The organism is Pseudomonas siliginis (assembly GCF_019145195.1).
GTDB lineage: Bacteria > Pseudomonadota > Gammaproteobacteria > Pseudomonadales > Pseudomonadaceae > Aquipseudomonas > Aquipseudomonas siliginis.
This window is the reverse complement of the sequence record NZ_JAHSTW010000001.1, coordinates 101,029-120,003: the sequence shown is the minus strand read 5'-3', so window position 1 is coordinate 120,003 and position 18,975 is coordinate 101,029. Positions and strand designations below refer to the sequence as shown.

Annotated in this window: 12 protein-coding genes; 3 read left to right on the top strand and 9 right to left on the bottom strand. The window is 59.2% G+C overall.

Annotation, left to right across the window (positions count from 1 at the left end; all coding sequences use genetic code 11):
- Nucleotides 1-148: 148 nt before the first annotated feature.
- The 8 genes from KVG87_RS00530 to KVG87_RS00495 form a co-directional block, all read right to left on the bottom strand.
- On the bottom strand, nt 149-1,618 hold the full coding sequence (locus tag KVG87_RS00530) for an efflux transporter outer membrane subunit (protein ID WP_217848556.1): 1,470 nt from the start codon (nt 1,616-1,618) through the stop codon (nt 149-151).
- Complete coding sequence (locus KVG87_RS00525; RefSeq protein WP_041480999.1) at nt 1,615-4,722, bottom strand: efflux RND transporter permease subunit; 3,108 nt, start codon at nt 4,720-4,722, stop codon at nt 1,615-1,617. The genes KVG87_RS00530 and KVG87_RS00525 overlap by 4 nt, the downstream gene beginning before the upstream one ends.
- 112 nt (nt 4,723-4,834) lie before the next feature.
- Nucleotides 4,835-7,927 carry an MdtB/MuxB family multidrug efflux RND transporter permease subunit gene (locus KVG87_RS00520; protein ID WP_041481000.1) on the bottom strand — a complete coding sequence of 1,031 codons (3,093 nt, stop codon included), beginning with the start codon at nt 7,925-7,927 and terminating at the stop codon, nt 4,835-4,837.
- Nucleotides 7,924-9,228, bottom strand: a complete 1,305-nt coding sequence (locus KVG87_RS00515; protein ID WP_217848554.1) for an MdtA/MuxA family multidrug efflux RND transporter periplasmic adaptor subunit — start codon at nt 9,226-9,228, stop codon at nt 7,924-7,926. The genes KVG87_RS00520 and KVG87_RS00515 overlap by 4 nt, the downstream gene beginning before the upstream one ends.
- A 174-nt stretch (nt 9,229-9,402) precedes the next feature.
- Complete coding sequence (gene tpx / locus KVG87_RS00510; RefSeq protein WP_076563099.1) at nt 9,403-9,903, bottom strand: thiol peroxidase; 501 nt, start codon at nt 9,901-9,903, stop codon at nt 9,403-9,405.
- A 286-nt stretch (nt 9,904-10,189) separates the two neighbouring features.
- Nucleotides 10,190-10,867, bottom strand: a complete 678-nt coding sequence (locus KVG87_RS00505) for a DUF3313 domain-containing protein (protein ID WP_039760442.1) — start codon at nt 10,865-10,867, stop codon at nt 10,190-10,192.
- A 129-nt stretch (nt 10,868-10,996) separates the two neighbouring features.
- On the bottom strand, nt 10,997-11,971 hold the full coding sequence (locus KVG87_RS00500; RefSeq protein ID WP_217848552.1) for a hypothetical protein: 975 nt from the start codon (nt 11,969-11,971) through the stop codon (nt 10,997-10,999).
- 247 nt (nt 11,972-12,218) lie between these two features.
- Entirely contained in the window at nt 12,219-12,710 is a 492-nt protein-coding gene (locus KVG87_RS00495; RefSeq protein ID WP_217848550.1) for a hypothetical protein, read from the bottom strand.
- Between the two features lie 197 nt (nt 12,711-12,907).
- Here KVG87_RS00495 and KVG87_RS00490 point away from each other — a divergent pair, with 197 nt between their 5' ends.
- Entirely contained in the window at nt 12,908-13,600 is a 693-nt protein-coding gene (locus KVG87_RS00490) for an aspartate/glutamate racemase family protein (protein WP_217848548.1), read from the top strand.
- Between the two features lies 1 nt (nt 13,601).
- Here the strand turns inward: KVG87_RS00490 and KVG87_RS00485 are convergent, their stop codons facing one another.
- Nucleotides 13,602-14,120, bottom strand: a complete 519-nt coding sequence (locus KVG87_RS00485) for a GNAT family N-acetyltransferase (protein ID WP_217848546.1) — start codon at nt 14,118-14,120, stop codon at nt 13,602-13,604.
- 493 nt (nt 14,121-14,613) lie between these two features.
- On the opposite strand from KVG87_RS00485, the gene KVG87_RS00480 reads away from it, so the two are divergent.
- Entirely contained in the window at nt 14,614-14,973 is a 360-nt protein-coding gene (locus tag KVG87_RS00480; RefSeq protein ID WP_217848544.1) for a DUF6124 family protein, read from the top strand.
- 392 nt (nt 14,974-15,365) lie between these two features.
- Entirely contained in the window at nt 15,366-18,578 is a 3,213-nt protein-coding gene (locus tag KVG87_RS00475; protein ID WP_217848542.1) for a hypothetical protein, read from the top strand.
- Nucleotides 18,579-18,975 lie beyond the last annotated feature (397 nt).

The following is an 18,975-nucleotide window of genomic DNA, read 5'->3' as shown; positions in this document are numbered from 1 at the left end:
CGCTCCCACAATTTTTCAGCGCCCAGCCAACCCTCACCATTCGAACGCGAATCCCTGTGGGAGCGAGCCTGCTCGCGAAGGCGTCGGCACAGCCACCATCGTAGTTGCCTGACCCACCACTTTCGCGAGCAGGCTCGCTCCCACAGGTTCAGCGGTTGTCGCTGACGTCCAGTTGGCCGTCCCAGCCGCCGCCCAGTGCGGCGATCAGTTGCACGCTGGCGATCAGTCGGTTCTGCAGAATATTCAGCACACTGCGTTCGTTACTCAGCGCCGTGGCTTGCACCACGACCACGTCGATATAGGCAATCAGCCCGGCCTTGTACTGGTTTTCCGTCAGGCGCAGGGAATCGCGGGCGGCATCCAGCGCTTCCTGGCGCACTGCCGCTTCGTCTTCATACACCTTGAGCTGGACCAGGTAGTTTTCCACTTCGCGGAAACCGTCGAGCACGGTCTGCCGGTAGCGCGCGACGGTTTCGTCATAGGCCGCCTCGCTGCGGTCAACCTCGGCCGAACGAATGCCACCATCGAAAAGAGGTAACGACAGCTGCGGGCCGACCGACCAGAAGCGGTTCGGCAGGCTGATCAGGTTTTTCGAGGTACTGCTGCTGTAGCCGCCGCTCAGGCTCAAGGTCAGGTCCGGGTAATACGCGGCTTTCGCCACGCCGATATTGGCGTTGGCGGCGATCACCGAGCGCTCTGCCGAAGCGATGTCAGGACGGCGTTCCAGCAGTTTTGAAGGCAAGCTCAGCGGTACTTGCGGCAGATTCGGGATGCTCTGGCTTTCGGCGATGCTGAAGTTGGCCGGTGCTTCGCCGGTCAGTACGGCAATAGCGTTTTCGAACTGTGCGCGCTGCCAGATCAGGTCGACGAGATCGGCCTGGGTGCTTTTCAACTGGGTTTGCGCCTGCGCCACCGCATCGCGCCCGGATACCCCGGCGCGGTACTGGTTCTGGGTCATTTTCAGCGAACGCTCATAAGCGGCAACGGTGGCCTCAAGCAAACGCTTCTGCTGATCGATCACGCGCAGTTGCAGGTAGTTCTGCACCAGTTCCGATTGCTGACTCAGACGCATCGCTGCCAAATCGGCAAAACTCGCCTGGGCGTTGGCCTCATCCGCCTCCAGCCCACGGCGCAGCTTGCCCCAGACATCGGCTTCCCAACTGACGCCCAGTTGCGCGGTGTAGGTATCACGAATACCGCTTGAGGAACTGCTCAGGCTCGAACTGCTGCTGCCGGTGCCCTGACTGGAGCGGTTCTTGCCCAGACTCAGGTCGACGCTGGGGTAAAACGCCCCACGCGCGCTGCGCACCAAAGCCTGCGCCTGACGAAACTGCGCCTCGGACTGGGCGACGGTCTGGTTGGAGCTGTTGAGTTTTTCGATCAAGGCGTTGAGCTGTTGGTCGCCGTACAACTCCCACCAGGCGCCGCGGGCCAGCGAGTCGCTGGGATTGGCCTGACGCCAGCCCTCGGCTTCCTTGAACTGAGCGATTTCGGCGGTTTGCGGGCGCTGGTAGTCCGGGCCGACTGCGCAAGCGCTGAGCAGCGCCACGCACAGTGACAGGCTCAACAGGCGCGAGCCGCGAACGGTGGCCAATTGGAGAAGCGAACGGTCAGTCATAGCGGAGTTTCCAGAGCGGCATCAGTGCGCACGCCACGCCATTTATTGAAACGATGGCGCAGCTTGTCGAGATAAAGGTAAACCACCGGGGTGGTGTAAAGGGTCAGGACCTGGCTGAACACCAGGCCGCCAATGATGGTCAGGCCCAGCGGCTGGCGCATTTCCGCACCCTCGGCGCGGCCGAGCAGTAACGGCAAGGCGCCGAGAATCGCGGCCAGCGTGGTCATCAGAATCGGACGCAGGCGTTGCAAGCAGGCGCTGCGGATCGACTCCAGCGGCGACAGGCCCTCATGCCGCTCCAATTGCAGCGCCAGATCGATCATCAGAATGGCGTTCTTTTTCACCACGCCGATCAGCAGGAATATCCCCAGCAGGGAAATCAGGCTGAACTCGCCGCCCAACGCATAGATCGACAGCAACGCGCCAACCCCGGCCGAGGGCAAGGTCGAGAGAATGGTCAGCGGGTGGATGTAGCTTTCATACAGCACACCAAGCACCAGATACACCGCCAGCAACGCACCGAGGATCATGAACGGCTGGCTCTTCTGCGTGGCCGCGAAGGCGTCCGCAGTGCCGGCCATTTTCGCAATCACATCCTCCGGCAAGCCGACCTTGGCGATCGCTCGTTCGATGGCGGCACTGCCCTGCTCCACGGTCACGCCTTCTGCCATGTCAAAGGAAATGCTTTCGGACGCGAACTGGCCTTCATGACTGACCCGGTCGTTTTCCAGGCTGTTTTCGTAATGGGCGAACGTCGACAGCGGCACCCGCGCACCGTCAGCGGTAATCACCTCGACCTGCTTGAGCGTCACCGGATCCTGGGCGTATTTCGGATTGACCTCCATCACCACCTGGTACTGGTTGAGGCTGTCGTAGATCGTCGAAATCTGCCGCTGGCTGTAGGCATTATTGAGCACGGCGGTGACCATGTTCATGTCGACCCCCAGGCGCTTGGCCTGATCCCGGTCGACAATCAGTGTCACCTGCTGCGCCCCGGCACCTTCGCGGGCATCGATGGCGGTCAGCTCGGGCAAGGCACGCAACGCGGTGACCACTTTCGGGAACCACTTGCGCAGCTCGGCGAGGTCGCCGCTTTGCAGGATGTAGGTGTATTGCGAACTGGTCTGCTCGCGGCCGCCGCCAAATTGCAGGTCCTGGTCGGCCATCAGCATCAACTGCGCCCCGGGCACCTTGGGCATTTCCTTGCGCAGACGTTCGATGACTTTCTGTGCCGACAGCTGGCGCTCCTTGATCGGTTTGAGGCGCACGATCATGAAGGCGTTGTTGGTGCCGTTGTTACCACCAATGAAGCCGGCCACGCTTTCCACCGCTTCGTCCTTGAGCACGGCGCGGCGGAAGGTTTCCATTTTCGGCTGCATGACGTTGAACGACAGACCGTCGTCGCCACGCACGAAACCGATCAACTGGCCGGTGTCCTGCTGCGGCAGGAAGGTTTTCGGCACCACCACATAAAGCGCAATGTTGACGCCCACTGTGAGCAGCAGACTGAACAAGGTCAGACGCCGATGACGCAACACCCAGTCGAGGCTGGTGGCGTATTTGCCGACCATCCAGTCGTTGGTCTTGTGGCTCCAGCGTTGCAGGCGGTTTTCCTGCCCCGGCGTGTGCGGCTTGAGCCAGCGCGCGCAAAGCATCGGTGTCAGCGTCAGGGAGACCACCAGCGACACCACGATCGCCGCCGCCAGGGTGATGGAAAACTCGCGGAACAGGCTTTCGACCAGCCCGCCCATGAACAGGATCGACAGGAACACCGCCACCAGCGAGACGTTCATCGACAGCAGGGTAAAACCGACTTCCTTGGCGCCGAGGTACGCGGCCTGCATCGGCTTGACGCCTTCGTCGATATGCCGGGAAATGTTCTCCAACACCACGATGGCGTCGTCCACCACCAGTCCGGTGGCGAGAATCAGCGCCATCAGCGACAGGTTGTTCAGCGAGAACCCGTACAGGTACATCACCGCAAAGGTACCGACCAGCGACACCGGCACCGCCAGGGTCGGGATCAGCGAGGCGCGGAAGTTACCCAGAAACAGGTAAACCACCAGCACCACCAGGGCGACGGCGATCAGCAAGGTCATTTCGGCTTCGTGCAGCGTGGCCTTGATCACTGGCGAGCGATCCATGGCCAGATTGAGTTTGACGCTGGCCGGCAGCACCGCTTGCAGCGCGGGCAACTGCGCCTTGATCTCGTTGACCGTCTCGATGATGTTAGCGCCGGCCTGACGGTTGATCACCAGCAATACCGCCGCGTCGTCGTTGAAGAAACCGCTGTTGTAACGGTCTTCGACGCCATCGCTGACTTTCGCCACATCCTTGAGACGCAACGCGGCGCCGTCGGCGTAGTGAATGATCAGCGACTCATAATCCTTGGCTTTCTCCAACTGGTCGTTGGCCTGGATCTGCCACAAGCGCTCGCCGTCCTCGACCGAGCCCTTGGGCCGGCGCACGTTAGCGTCGGCGATGGTCTTGCGCACATCGTCGAGGGCCACGCCGTACTGGTTCAGCGCCTGCGGTTCGAGCTCGATGCGCACCGCCGGCAGCGAACTGCCACCGATCTGTACTTCACCAACGCCCTGCACCTGCGACAGGCTTTGCGAGAGGATGGTCGAGGCCAGGTCGTAGAGCTGGCCTTTTTCCAGCACGTCCGAAGTCAGCGACAGCACCATGATCGGCGCCTGCGACGGGTTGACCTTTTTATAGGTCGGCATGCTGCGCATCCCGCTTGGCAGCAGATTGCGCGAAGCATTGATCGCCGCCTGCACTTCCCGCGCCGCGCCATTGATGTCGCGGTCGAGGTCAAACTGCAGAATGACCCGCGTCGAACCCTGACTGGAACGGCTGCTCATGGTATTGACGCCGGCAATCGCACCGAACGACCGCTCCAGCGGCGTCGCCACCGTCGAAGCCATCACCTCGGGACTCGCGCCCGGCAGACTGGCCTGAACCACGATCACCGGGAAATCCATCTGCGGCAATGGCGATACGGGCAACAGACCGAAGCTGACACCGCCGAGCAACATGATTGCCAGGGATAGCAGCATGGTTGCCACGGGGCGTTTGATGAAAGGGCCTGAAAGATTCATAGCGTCGAGCTCCAAGCTGCAAGCTGCGAGCTACAAGCTCTTCCTGCGCGCGCAGGCTGCTGTTTTCTTGCAGCTTGAAGCTTGCAGCTTGCAGCTGCTTTCACCACGCCGCTCACACCACCTCTCCCGCGACAGGCTTGGTCCAACGCCGCCCCAACCGATCAAAAGCCAGGTAAATCACCGGCGTGGTGAACAGCGTCAACACCTGGCTCACCAACAAGCCGCCGACCATCACCAGACCCAACGGCTGACGCAATTCAGCACCAGACCCAGTGGCCAGCATCAGCGGCACCGCGCCGAACAACGCTGCCAGTGTGGTCATCAGAATCGGTCGGAAGCGCAGCAACGCCGCTTGATAGATCGCCTCCGCCGGGGCCATGCCCTGGGTGCGTTCAGCGTCGAGGGCGAAGTCGATCATCATGATCGCGTTCTTCTTGACGATACCGATCAACAGAATGATGCCGATGATCGCGATCATGCCCAGGTCGTTGCCACTGAGCAGCAACGCCAGCAAGGCACCGACTGCGGCGGACGGCAAGGTCGAAAGAATGGTGATCGGGTGGATGTAGCTCTCGTAGAGCACGCCGAGGACGATGTACATGGTCACCACCGCCGCCAGAATCAGCAGCAAGGTGCTCGACAGCGAAGCCTGGAACGCCTGCGCCGCGCCCTGGAACTGAGTCTGCACGCCGACCGGCATGCCGATGTCCTGCTGCACTTGCTCGATGATATCCACGGCATGCCCCAACGCCACGCCCGGCGCGAGGTTGAACGACATCATCACCGCCGGGAACTGGCCGATGTGGGTGATCGCCAATTGCGCCTGACGCTCTTCGACATGCGCCAGACTCGACAGGCGCACCTGCGCGCCGTCGGTGGTCTTGACGTGAATCTGATCCAGTGCCTGCGGGCCGATCTTCTCCCCGGCCTGGGCTTGCAGCACCACGCGGTACTGGCTGGCCTGAGTATAAATGGTCGAAATCTGCCGCTGGCCGAAGGCGTCGTATAGCGCATCGGTGATATTCGCCACCGACACGCCCAGGCGCGATGCGGCGTCACGGTCAATCACCAGATAGACCTGCAAGCCTTTGTCCTGCAAATCACTGGCAACGTCGGTCAACTCCGGACGCTGCGCCAGGGCTTCGACCAGACGGCCACTCCACTGGCTGAGCAATTCCGAGTCCGGCGAGGACATGCTGAACTGGTACTGGGTGCGGCTGACCCGATCCTCGATGGTCAGGTCCTGCACCGGCTGCATGAACAAACGAATGCCGACCAGTTTGTCCAGTTGCGGTTGCAGGCGAGCGATCACTTCGCTGGCCGTCAGATCGCGCTCGCCGTGGGGCTTGAGGTTGATCAGCAAGCGGCCGCTGTTGAGCGTGGCGTTGTCGCCGTCGACGCCAATGTAGGACGACAGGCTCTGCACCGCCGGATCTTCAAGAATGATCTTCGCCAGTTGCTGCTGCCGCTCGCCCATCGCCGCGAAAGAGATCGACTGCGGCGCTTCGGAAATGCCCTGAATCACCCCGGTGTCCTGCACCGGAAAGAAACCCTTCGGCACGATCACGTACAGGAACACCGTCAACGCCAGCGTGCCGATGGCGACCAGCAAGGTCAGCGGCTGATGCTTGAGTACCCAGCGCAGCATCCGCCCATATTCCTTGATCATCCAGTCGATGAACGCACCGCTGGCGCGGTAGAAACGGCCTTGCTCGTGTTCTTGCGGTTCACGCTTGAGCAGTCGCGCACACATCATCGGCGTCAGGGTCAGCGACACCACCAGGGAAATCAGGATCGCCACCGCCAGGGTGATGGCGAATTCGCGGAACAGGCGCCCCACCACGTCGGCCATGAACAGCAGCGGAATCAGTACGGCGATCAGCGACAGAGTCAGGGAAATCAGGGTGAAGCCGATCTGTTTCGCGCCCTTGAGCGCGGCCTGCATCGGACTGTCGCCCTCCTCGATGAAGCGCGAAATATTCTCGAGCATGACGATGGCGTCGTCGACCACGAAACCGGTGGCAATGGTCAGCGCCATCAACGTCAGGTTGTTCACCGAGAAACCGGCGAGGTACATCACGCCAAAGGTGCCGATCAGCGACAGCGGCACGGCGACCGAGGGAATGATCGTCGCACTGGCGCGGCGCAGAAACAGGAACGTGACCATGACCACCAGCGCGATGGCGATCAGCAGTTCGTGTTGCACGTCGGTGACCGAGGCGCGGATGGTCTGGGTGCGGTCTGTCAGCACCGTGACGTCGAGGCCGGCCGGCAGGTTGTCGGTGATGCTTGGCAGCAAGGCCTTGATGCGATCGACCACTTCGATGACGTTGGCGCCCGGCTGACGCTGGATGTTCAGCAGCACCGCCTGATTCTGGTTGGCCCACGCGGCCAGACGCTCGTTCTCGGCGCCATCGACGATTTCCGCGACGTCCTTGAGCCGCAACGGCGCGCCGTTCTTGTAGGTCAGGATCAGATTCGCGTAGTCCTCGGGCGAGGTCAGTTGGTCGTTGGCATCGAGCATCGACACCCGGGTCGGGCCATCGAAGTTGCCTTTCGGCTGGTTGACGTTGGAGGCGCCGATCAGCGTACGCACATCCGACAGGTTGAGGCTGTTGGCCGCCAGCGCTTCGGGGTTGACCTTGATCCGCACCGCCTGACGCTGACCGCCGGCAATGCTGACCATGCCGACGCCGCTGATCTGGGCGATCTTCTGCGCCATGCGCGTATCGACCAAGTCATTGAGCTTGGGCAGCAGCATGGTTTTCGAAGTGATGGCCAGGGTCAGCACCGGGGTGTCCGCCGGGTTGACCTTGTTGTACACCGGCGGCGCCGGCAGGTCGGTGGGCAGCAGGTTGGTCGCGGCGTTGATCGCGGCCTGCACCTGCTGTTCGGCGACGTCCATGTTGATGTCGAGGCTGAAACGCAGGGTCAGCACCGAAGCGCCGCCGGAGCTGGTCGAGGCCATTTGTGTGAGGCCCGGCATCTGCCCGAACTGACGTTCAAGCGGCGCGGTGACGGCGCTGGTCATCACGTCCGGACTGGCGCCGGGGTACAGGGTCATGACGCGGATGGTCGGGTAATCGACCTGCGGCAAGGCCGAAACCGGCAGCAGGCGATAAGCGATCAGGCCGGCCAGAACAATGGCCAGCATGCTCAGGGTGGTGGCTACCGGACGGAGGATGAACAGCCGCGAAATGTTCATGCGCCCTTCTTGGCCTTATCGGCTGTGGTCGCATCAGGATTGGCGGCGGATTTGCCTTGCAGGTGTTCGGTCGGCGAGGTCGGCACTTCGCTGCTGTCATTGACCACTTCGACTTCGCTGCCCTCCTTCAGGCGATCGGTGCCTTCAAGCACAACGCGATCACCCGCGGCGAGGCCTTCGGTAACCACGGTGTTGTCACCGTCACTGGCACCGATTTTCAGTTGGCGAATGGTGACTTTCTTGTCGCCGTCGAGCGCATAGACGAAGGTGCCGTTGGTGCCGAACTGAATCGCTGCCGACGGCGCGAGCACTACATCTTTGAGCGTGTCGGCCAGCAAATGGACGTTGACGAACTGATTGGGAAACAGCGACTGGTCGCGATTGTCGTAGCGGGCCTTGAACTTGAGGGTGCCGGTGGCCACGTCGATCTGGTTGTCCAAGCTTTGCAGCACACCGGTAGCCTGCAGCTTGGTGTCGCCTCGATCCCACGCTTCGGCAGGCAATTTGGCGCCGCTGCGGTAACGGGCCAGCACGGTGTCGAGGCTGTTTTCCGGCAAGGTGAAGGCCACGCTGATCGGTTGCGTCTGGGTGATCACCGCGAGGAACGTGGTGTCGTTGGCGGCGACGAGGTTGCCGACGTCGACCTGACGCAGACCGACGCGGCCGGCAATCGGCGCGCGGATCTTGGTGAATTCGAGATTGAGCTTGGCATCGTTGACCGCGGCCTGATTGGTCTTGACCGTGCCCAGGTACTGGCCAACCAGCGCTTCGGCGGTGTCGAGGGTCTGTTTGGCGATGCTGTCTTCTTTATACAGACCGCGGTAACGCTCGACGTCGACCTGGGCGTTTTTCAGTTGCGCCTGATTCTGCAGCAGCGTGCCTTCGGCCTGGAGCAAAGCATTCTGGTAAGGACGCGGATCGATCTCGGCCAACAGGTCGCCCGCCTTGACCATCTGCCCTTCTTCGAAATGAATCTTCACCAGTTCGCCGCCCACCCGGCTGCGCACGTTGATGGTATTGAGCGCGGTGACCGTGCCCAGTGCCTTGTAATACAGCGGGAAGTCGCCCTTCACCGCCGGCGCCACACGCACCGGAATCGGCCCGGTACCGCCGCCGAAGCCCGGCCGCATCATCCCCGAGCGCCCGGTATGCCCGGCGGCCGCTTTGTCGCCGCCCGCCTTGTCAGCAGAGCCGGCGGGCCAGAATTTCCAGCACAGGACAGCGATGACCAACAGGACCAGCAGGCTGATCAGCCAGCGACGGGATTTGCGGGGGGACGATTGCATGGAGTTATTGACCATTGGGCGCGTGGGCTTCTATTACGGGAGGCTGAACGATAAGCACTGAGTGGATTTAAGCAAAGCAGCTTTACCGGCAATTTACCTTCCACTTACGTTTCAAGGTGTGAGGCAAAACCCTGATACACAAATGAAAACGGCCTGGACAGGGCCAGGCCGTTAACAATTGTAAAAGCCTTACTTGAGAACGGACAGTGCCGCTTCGTAGTTAGGCTCTTCGGCGATTTCCTTGACCAGTTCGCTGTGCAGGACGGTGTCGTTTTCGTCCAGCACCACAACGGCGCGAGCGGTCAGGCCTTTCAATGGGCCGTCAGCAATGGCTACGCCGTAGTTTTCGATGAACTCGCTGCCGCGCAGGGTCGACAGGTTCTGTACGTTTTCCAGGCCTTCAGCACCGCAGAAGCGCGCCTGGGCGAATGGCAGGTCAGCGGAGATGCACAGCACCACGGTGTTGCTGATGTCGTTGGCCTGGGCGTTGAACTTGCGCACGGAGGTGGCGCAGGTCGGGGTGTCGACGCTTGGGAAGATGTTGAGGACTTTGCGCTTGCCGGCGAAGTCTTGCAGGGTAACGTCGGACAGATTGCCGGCTACCAGGGAAAAGGCTGGCGCCTTGGAACCGGCTTGTGGCAACTGGCCGTTGACTTGAACCGGATTGCCTTTGAGGGTGACTTGAGCCATGACTTGAGTCCTTCTGTTTTTTGATTGGAAAGCATGCAAGAGGCGGAAGTTAACCACGAAATCGGCTGACGACCTATGCCCTGTTTGAAATTGTTGGGTGCTGAGCGGTGACATTGTATACAACCCGCCGCAGCTTCCCTGAAGGGGTAAGCCTGCTAGCAAAAGCGTTGTGTCAGGCAGCACACTCGAAACTGATACACCGAAATGCGAGCAGGCTCACTCCCATACTGAATACGTGTCCAGTGGGAGCGAGCCTGCTCGCGAAAAGGCAACCAGCCTTACTGCATCATTTGCTTTCAGATTTGAGTTTCAGATACGACTGATGCAGATCGCTTGCCCAGCCATCGATCACCGCTTTCATGTCGTCGGCTTTCATCACCTGGGAAGAGTTTTCCAGCGGTTTGCCGGTACCTTTGCGCACCACCTGCGCGATGACATGATTGGTCGCGCCGTCCATGAATACCGCTTCGGTGGCCAGCGTGGTTTCCTGGTCGCGGATCCCAGTGGCCGTGCTTACTGCTGCGGCGACCAGTGCGATCGGAATCACTTCATAGACTTGCAGGCCTTCGGTCTTGCTGCTGACTGCGGTAATCGCCGGACGCACCACAATTACGCCCGGTCCGGGACCTGCGGCCAAAGGCAGCGATTTGCCGAGTTCGCGCTTGAGCGCCTGATCGTAATAACTGGTGATGCCATTGAGAGTCTGCTGGGGGATTTTCTCGGTGGCTTGCGGCTTCGGGTAGAGCTGGCTTGGCTCTACGTAAACGCTGGTAAATTTATTGATGTCGAGTTTCGGGTCCATCCAGCGCATCACCTCGGCACCAGAGGGTGACTTGGCCTCCTTCAGCTGGCTGTAATCCTTGAGAAAGCCGGAATACTGGTCAGGCTCGACGGTTTTGCTGGAACAACCCACCACGCCAAGGGTGGCAATGCACAGCGTGCCCATCACGACGGCTAGCTTCATGCTGTAATTCCTTTGAGAAGGCCAAGACATTTTGCATAGGGGAGATACAGGTATAGCCAAAACCCCGGCAAATGCGATGGCCAATTGCAAAGTTCACATCCGACAGCGCGTGTGCCTCGCCAACCGGTATTACCAGGACGATGTCTCGCCACTGCGCAACGCCATCTCTCGCCGGCTATTGGCGCGCATCGCCTTGATCAGCGATACCGTTCCCACCAGCAAAATCGCCGCACCAAACAGAAAATCGATGTTGTACAGCTGGAAATCTTCCACCGGCCCGATCAGCAATGTGCGCACCACCGCAATCCCCACCAGCGTCGCGAGAAAGTCGATCCCCGGTTCATCGCGGTAGAACACCAGCATCAGCGGCAGGCACAGCACCAGCAGAAGCAACAGCACCACCACCTTGAACGAGCCTTTGCGTTCGACGCTGAACGCGCACTCATGCGCCCCGTACGGCTTGTAGTCCTCATCGCGGATCATCGAGTTTTTCTCGTTGATGTAGTCGGCGCGGTTGTACTTCTGGATCGGCGTGAAGGTGTTGGACATCTCCATCAGCGTGGTGATGTTCTTGAAGCGCAGATCGATGCGCTCGCTGCCCTTGAGGTAATACAGCACCGGTTTATAGCCGTAGCGATAGGTATCGAACGGGAACGCGGCAGTCTGAGCATGCACGCCGATTGCGCGAGGCTCAAGTTCGGCGAAGGCGCTTTTATTGGTCGACGAGAGGTTGCGGCTCAACGGCTGCACCTTGACCTGCTCGAGGAAGATCGGCGTGACGCCGAACGACCACTGCAGCGGTTCCAGACGCAGGCGCAGTTCGTTGCGGCCCAGGTCGTAGCGGTTGAAGGTTCGTTCGGAAACCACCAGCGAGCCGCCAACCATGAATTCGCCGCGCAGGTTGTTGGTGACGCGCAAGGTCAGTTGATCCTTGCCCAGCAACGCCGCTGCACTGGTCGGTGGCGTGCCGCACCACGCGGTGCTTTCGCCGACACCGCCGAGCTGACCGTCGCGGTTTTCCTTGAATACATAAAAGTAGCTGGCCCACAGCGTCAGCAGCAAAAGCGACGCCGTGAGACCGAGGATTTTTTTACCCGGACTCACTGATAAGACTCCCTTCTTCGGTTCCATCGTCCAGCCGAAAACCCGCTGGCGACGGCGACTCTACCAAAAGGCCATCAGTGACCCAAGGGAAAATGCCGGATTGGCACCGAACCTAAGGGTTTCCCCGGTCTACGCCTCACCCCCTGTAGGAGTGAGCCTGCTCGCGATAGCGTTTTGTCAGGTTCAAATGAGGTGACTGACCCACCGCTATCGCGAGCAGGCTCACTCCTACAGACGTCGCGTGCAGTCAGCTGCGATCGCGAGGAATCAGGCTTTGCAGTTGCTGGGCGAGGAAATCGGCATCGAAGGCAAAGGTATCCGGATCCTTCAAACCATTGGTCTTGCGCCACTGCCACGCACCATCCGCCAAGCCAACCAGGGAAATGCTCCCATACCGGGCCGCCGTCAGCCCCATCACTGCCAGGGAAATCTGCCCGCCGCTGCCCATCACATCCGGCACAAACTCCACCGGTTTGCCGGCAATCACAATGCTCAATTTTTCCGTCTTGAACGTCGAGGTCTCCACCGGCACGCTCGGCCCGGACGCGACATACGCCTCGCGGCTTACCTCCAGCAGATTGGGCGCCTTGACCGGCTCAAGCCATTGCTCGATCTCGTCGAACAGCGCGCCAATCCGAGCCGCCCAAGCAGCCGATTGCGTGGTGAACAGTTGCTTCTTGTGCGCTTCGCTTTCGGCATAGTGGCGAAGCATTTCGCCCAGTTGCTGTATGTCGTTCATTGCGGTGTTCCTCGGAAAGGACCTGCGAAGGTTGATAGTGGCAGATCCCCGGCGCGGCGTACGTTTAGTTCTTGCAGATGCACAGTTGCGGGAAAGATCGGCGGTACAGTCAGTCGGTACTGGCGTCGAGTCTCGAACAGAAGGAAACTTCGGGCACACCTGAATGCCCGACACTGACATTTGCTTGAGGAAATTCAATGCGCACCATCGGCCTTATCGGCGGCATGAGCTGGGAGTCCAGCGCCGAATACTATCGCCTGATCAACCAACAGGTTCGCGAGCGCCTCGGCCCTTTGCGTTCGGCGCAGTTGCTGATGTACAGCGTCGATTTCGGTCCGGTCGAACAGGCCCAGCACGCCGGGCGCTGGGACGATGCAGCGGCGATTCTGGTGGATGCCGCACGCAGGCTTGAGGCTGGTAGCGCAGAATGCGTGGTGCTGTGTACCAACACCATGCACAAGGTCGCCGAGCAGATTCAGGCCGCGATCAGCATTCCGTTTTTGCACATTGCCGAACCCGCCGCGCAGGCTGCACTGGAAATCGAAGCGCGCACCGTCGGGTTGCTCGGCACCGCGTTCACCATGGAGCAGGACTTTCTCAAGCAGCGTCTGATCGCCCAAGGCCTGACCGTACTGGTGCCGGATGATGCCGAACGCAAACAGGTGCACCGGATCATCTACGACGAACTCTGCGTGGGTGTGATCAGTGAACAATCGCGAGAAATCTATCAAAGCGTTATCGAATCCCTGACCGCCCGTGGCGCCCAGGCGATCATCCTCGGCTGCACCGAAATCGGTCTGCTGATCAAACCCGAACACAGCGCCTTGCCCCTGCTCGACACCACTGAACTGCACGCGCAGTCGGCAGTGGCGTTCGCACTGGGCGACTGACTCAGGCTTTCGGGCTATTGCGTAGACGGGCCATGCTCAGGGTGTCGACCCACTGCCCGTCGCGCACCGCGTAATCACGCAACAGCCCTTCGGCCTCGAAACCGAACTTGCGGTAAAGGCCGATGGCTGCCTCGTTATCGGCGTAGACCGTGAGTTCGACGCGGTGCAGATTCATCCAGCTATCGGCGACCTCCAGCGCCGCCGCCAACAACATCGAACCGACGCCCTTGCCCTGCCAAGCCGCCCCGACTGCCATGCCGAAACTGCCGGCGTGGGCGCGGCGCATGCGTGAATAAGCTTCCAGGCCCAGATTGCCGATCACCACGCCCTGATGCAGCGCCACCAGTTTCAGCGCGCGCTCGTTGTCGGCCTGCAGTCGCTGGCGCCAGACCTCGGTGGATTGAAACGGCATTTGCAGCACTTGCCGTGCAACGACGGGGTCGTTGTAAAGCGCGGTGATACCCTCGAGGTGGGATTCGTTGGAGCGTTCGAGATGGATCGTGGAGGTTGGGTCTGACATGGGATCGGTCCGTGATCAGCGTGTGGCTGGTCACTCTAAACCGCTGATCTGGAATCTGGCGAGATGAAATTGTGGGAGCGAGCCTGCTCGCGAAAGCGACCTCATAGCCAACACCTGCTTCCCGGCAAAAACGTCTACCGTGCTGTCGCCAATTTTTTGCTTTTTAAACACCGCTGTTTAAATGACACCTGCTGACACGCCTTCCAGGCTACAAATCCTTGCGTCGTTGCCTACAGCCAAGCCAGAATCCGCCGGCTTGTGCGCCTTGGGGGCGGGTTCTATTGTGGTGCGGTCGCTGACGAATCAGCGATCGGGTCTCGCAGCCCGTCGATCTCTGGACGCACAACACCCGCTGTTTTTATGGCGGCTGTACGTGGGAGACCTTCGGGTCTGCCGGTTCTAGAGTCCCGGTCTGCGACCCGCGTACAGCTGCCACCAACCATTTCGTATCGCAGCGAAAGGTGGCAGCTCCGTTGACTCTAGGAGCTTTACCATGATCAAACCCACACCCAACCCACCCCAAACCGTCCCCACCTCTCCCTACGAATCCCTCGACTCAAAAAAACTTCACCAAGCCGCCGACCGCGCCCTCGACCACTACCTCTGCCCACCCGACTCTATCCCGCCACCCTTCAGTCCCCGCGCCATGTACGCCGTCACCGCCGACACCAAAAACGAAGACCTGCTGGCCAACGCCTGCGAAACCCTCGCCTCAGCGAAAACCATCGCCCAGGAGTTCGCCGGATTGGTCAAGCCATCCCAGCGCCGAACGCTGATGGGGATTGCGCAGTTGATCATGCTCGGCGAACTGGCGGTGAATCGGGTGCTTGATAATCTGGAGTTGCCGCAGTAGCGGGCCTTTGATGATCGTTCCCACGCTCTGCGTGGGAATGCCTCAAGGGACGCTCCGCGTTCCAGTTCTGGGGGGACGCAGAGCGTCCCGGGCTGCATTCCCACGCGGAGCGCGGGAAAGATCAATGCGTAAGCAATGAAGATTCCTGTGGGAGCGAGCCTGCTCGCGAAAGCGTCGGAGCAGTCAGCGTTGCAACCGAACATTACGACAAATTCGCAAGCAGGCTCGCTCCCACAACAACCGCGCAAACAAGAGCCGGCTCGACCGCTCGTCTGAATACCGCTTGTACCTGTCAGATCTGACAGGTGTGCTTTTTTTCAAACTGGAGTGAGATGGATCCCATTCAATGCACGGCACGGCACGGCACGGCAAAATTCTCAGGGAGCGCTTCCATGGATATCCAGTCTTCGATTTTCAACGAATTGTTTGTCTTGTATCCGGTCATCATCAGGGGCTGGGTCACACCGGTGAAGCCGCAGGGCATTGCCCAAGGCGGGATTCCCAAGGTGCTTTACGATGGCGAGACGCAGGGTCTGGAATGTCTGATAGATCCGTGGACGGAAATGCAGCTCGCTTCCTGGACCATGGCCGCTGATGACCGCGTCGATCTGTACGTCAACGACAACCCTACTCCCGCAACGGGCAAGACCGTTGCCCCGGGCGAAGAACAACAGCGGGTGCGCTTGTACTTGCCCCACGGCTGGCTCAATCAGGGCGTCAATCGCCTGTATTACAAGGTCACGCGCGTAGGAGGTAACGATGAATCGTCTCGGGACACGCTAGCCCTCTACCATTTGCGTCTGCCGGAATCTCTGGATCTGATCATTCCGCCGGAAGTAGTACGTGAAGGCGTGGGGCCGGAGCTCGCCGCACGAGGTGTGACATTTGCGTTTACTTACACCAACCGACGCCACTTCGACTCCATCGTTTTTGCGCTCGGCGATACCACCGTGCGCTTCGACGTGCCCGACGCGCCGGCCCCGATCAACCTGACCCTGCTCACCGATACCTTCCAGCGTGCCGGTGACAACCCGAATGCTGTGGCGGAATTCAGAGTATTTGACCAATTGGGCAATGCCGTCATGTCAGGTGAAAAGCGCGTGGACATTCACCTCGGTCGCCTTTCTCTGCTGGCACCCACCGTCCGTGGCATGAACGGCAATCAGTTCAGTCCGACCACTCCGGAAATCAGAGTCCTCGTACCGCAGGGTTCGTTACTGCCCACCGACACGTTGTGGGTGAACTGGCAAGGCGCGACGGCTGTCCCTGAAGGCTCCTACCCAAGCCCGCCTCGGCTGGTCAGTGCCGGCCTGGAGATTGCGGTACCGCGCTCGGTGCTCGCCTACAGCCTGGGCCAACGGGTTGCAGTCAGTTATTTTATCGACCGCGACGACAAACCCGTGGAGTCGGCTGTGTTGCTGCTGGACATTCTGCCGCTGCCGGCAACCGCCTTGAACCCCCCGAAAATTGTCGAGGCCGATGCCAACAATTTTCTCGACATAACGGCGCTTGGCACCAAAAACGCAACCATTCATGCGCTGCTGCATACCTTGATTGAAGCCGAACAGCCCTGCTGGCTGCGGCTTGAGGGTAAGAAGGCTGATGGCACTGCACATGACTTGACTCTCTGGGCTGGGTTGCCAGCTAGAGTCAACAGCACTTGGATCAACCAGGGTTTCTGGCCACAGACACTGGCAAACAGTTATCTCGTTCAATTGGGGCATTGCACGACGCTGACGCTTAAATACCTGGTGGCGCTCGACAAAAGCAATATCGAAACGAACGCAGTGAAATTTCCGGATCGGGTTTACACGATCAAGTCTGTGGAACTGGTTGTGCCGACACTGGACAGGGTATTGGACTCGAACGGTGAGGAAGTGCTGGAAGGGGGATGGACGGTCAGCACTAACTTAACGTTGTCGGGAACTGCGAGTAAGGGGCTGGAGATTGAGGTGTTCGATGATGATGGGTCGAGCGCGGTTGCCAAAGGCCGAGCGACGGCCGACCCGCTGACGGGAATCTGGACACGGGAAGTAACTGTTGCCGAAGGGAAGCACCGGTTATTTGCGAGATCGTTGTATCACAGTGGTGAGGTGGATTCTGGCGCGCGGAGTTTTACGGTGACAGCGGATGTTGCGCCGACGATTGATTCGATTACAGCTACTGACAACGGCGAGGAGATTCCCAACGGCGGCACCACCGTCGAAACCGCCATAACCTTGAGCGGGGTTGCTGCCAAAGGGCAGAAAGTCGATGTACTGGATGGCATTACTTCAAAGGGGCAGCCGACTGCCGACCCGGTAACAGGCGTCTGGACGCTGCTCATTACCGCGCTAGATAAGACCACACACGTTTTCGTGGCGAAGGAACTGTATGGAGCGGGGCAGAGTTCCGATGTCTATACGATCAATGTTGTGGCCATGCAGCCGCCAGTATTGCTGTCTCCAGCTGTCACCCCCATCGATGTCCTGGCCTACGTACAAGGTGTCATCTTGCGTGTCATGTTTCCGGAAGCGTTACCAGGGCAACAAGCGCAGCTCAAGGAACATGATCCGTTGCCGGGGAGTAAACCGTTTCCGGTACTGGCGCTTGATCCAGGTAAACAGGCTGATTTTTCGCTCAGTTCAGCGTTTCTGGTGGCGCGCCGGGGAAGCAGTAGAAGTTTTTACTGGACGTTGATCAGTGACGGTGACCCGGTGGGGAATTCGCCGGAGTTGACGTTGGTTATCAATGCCATAGCCGAGTACGACCCGCGGTTGCCGACGCCAAATATTGCAGGGGAAACCGGTGATCAACTCAATATTGATCTACTTCCGGACAACGCTGAAATAATTGTCAGCAGATGGTCATTTCAGGAAAGTGGAAATCCGGTTTTTTTGAAGTTGGAAGGCATTGACACCGAGGGAAATAGCACGGAACAAGTGATATATAACGGGCAACCCCATTATTCGACCGACGGATTATCTGTGGCAGCACCAATGGAGTGGCTGCGTACACTTAAAAGCCAAAGCAAGCTAAATATCAACTTTGGCACGAAACCAGAAGCCGACGCGAACAACAATACTGAAATATTTTTTCCTGCGCGAACATATGTATTCACTGCGAATCCGAGCTATACATTAGAAAACTTTGATTTATTACGCTCTTTTACGATTACTGCAGGTCAGTCAATAGATAGCCCGTTAATGAAATTTGCATGCACTAAAGGCACACTTTTTTTACTCAAGCTTCAAGACAAGCCTTCGAACCCCCCTCTCCCGATAACCGAAGAGATGCAAAACCAAGCGCTCTACACGGTTACAAATACAGCGCCATACGTGAGCGAATTCACTCTGCACCTTCACTCAAATTACCATGCAGTGAATTTCTGGTATTGCGCCGTTAATATAAATAATTTTCATCAAACTGTAGGCTCCATCGAATTTCTAGACATTCAAAACCAACTTTTGGGAAAGTTTGACATGGTAGCCTCGCCAACTCCAAGCCAGAAAAATATTGATTTCTCGGGCAAAGACATTCGAAAAATCAGGATCATTCCATACATACCCGCACCGCCTGCAACGGGTACAGGCTTTTATTTTGACACCTTCAAGCTTTACTCATAAATATGGGGCGGATCTATCCAACCGGTGATTTAAGCAGCGGGCATGATCAAGGCATCTCTTCTGATCGCGAAAGGGCCGACAGGTTTGGCGCAATTTTTTGATTTAAACCAAGGCGTTTAAAAGACACGCGCTGACACGCCTTCCAGGCTACAAACCCTTGCGCCATTGCCTACAGCCAAGTCAGAATCCGCCGGCTTGTGCGCCTTGGGGGCGGATTCTATTGTGGTCCGATCGCTGAATGTTCAGTGATCGGGTTTAGCAGCCCGGGTTATCTCTAGACGCACAAGGTCTTGCCGTTATGGCGGCTTTGCGTGGGGCACTTCGGTGCGCCGGGTTCTAGAGTCCTGGTCTGCTAACCCGCGTACAGCCGCCACCTCCTTCGTTAGCAGCGAACGGT

Excerpts from the sequence above, each read along its gene's own strand:
- KVG87_RS00490 (WP_217848548.1), top strand. The coding sequence starts at position 12,908 with ATGCGCACCATCGGCCTTATCGGCGGCATGAGCTGGGAGTCCAGCGCC.
- KVG87_RS00485 (WP_217848546.1), bottom strand. The coding sequence starts at position 14,120 with ATGTCAGACCCAACCTCCACGATCCATCTCGAACGCTCCAACGAATCC.
- KVG87_RS00480 (WP_217848544.1), top strand. The coding sequence starts at position 14,614 with ATGATCAAACCCACACCCAACCCACCCCAAACCGTCCCCACCTCTCCC.
- KVG87_RS00530 (WP_217848556.1), bottom strand. The coding sequence starts at position 1,618 with ATGACTGACCGTTCGCTTCTCCAATTGGCCACCGTTCGCGGCTCGCGC.
- KVG87_RS00505 (WP_039760442.1), bottom strand. The coding sequence starts at position 10,867 with ATGAAGCTAGCCGTCGTGATGGGCACGCTGTGCATTGCCACCCTTGGC.
- KVG87_RS00475 (WP_217848542.1), top strand. The coding sequence starts at position 15,366 with ATGGATATCCAGTCTTCGATTTTCAACGAATTGTTTGTCTTGTATCCG.
- tpx (WP_076563099.1), bottom strand. The coding sequence starts at position 9,903 with ATGGCTCAAGTCACCCTCAAAGGCAATCCGGTTCAAGTCAACGGCCAG.
- KVG87_RS00495 (WP_217848550.1), bottom strand. The coding sequence starts at position 12,710 with ATGAACGACATACAGCAACTGGGCGAAATGCTTCGCCACTATGCCGAA.
- KVG87_RS00525 (WP_041480999.1), bottom strand. The coding sequence starts at position 4,722 with ATGAATCTTTCAGGCCCTTTCATCAAACGCCCCGTGGCAACCATGCTG.
- KVG87_RS00515 (WP_217848554.1), bottom strand. The coding sequence starts at position 9,228 with ATGGTCAATAACTCCATGCAATCGTCCCCCCGCAAATCCCGTCGCTGG.
- KVG87_RS00520 (WP_041481000.1), bottom strand. The coding sequence starts at position 7,927 with ATGAACATTTCGCGGCTGTTCATCCTCCGTCCGGTAGCCACCACCCTG.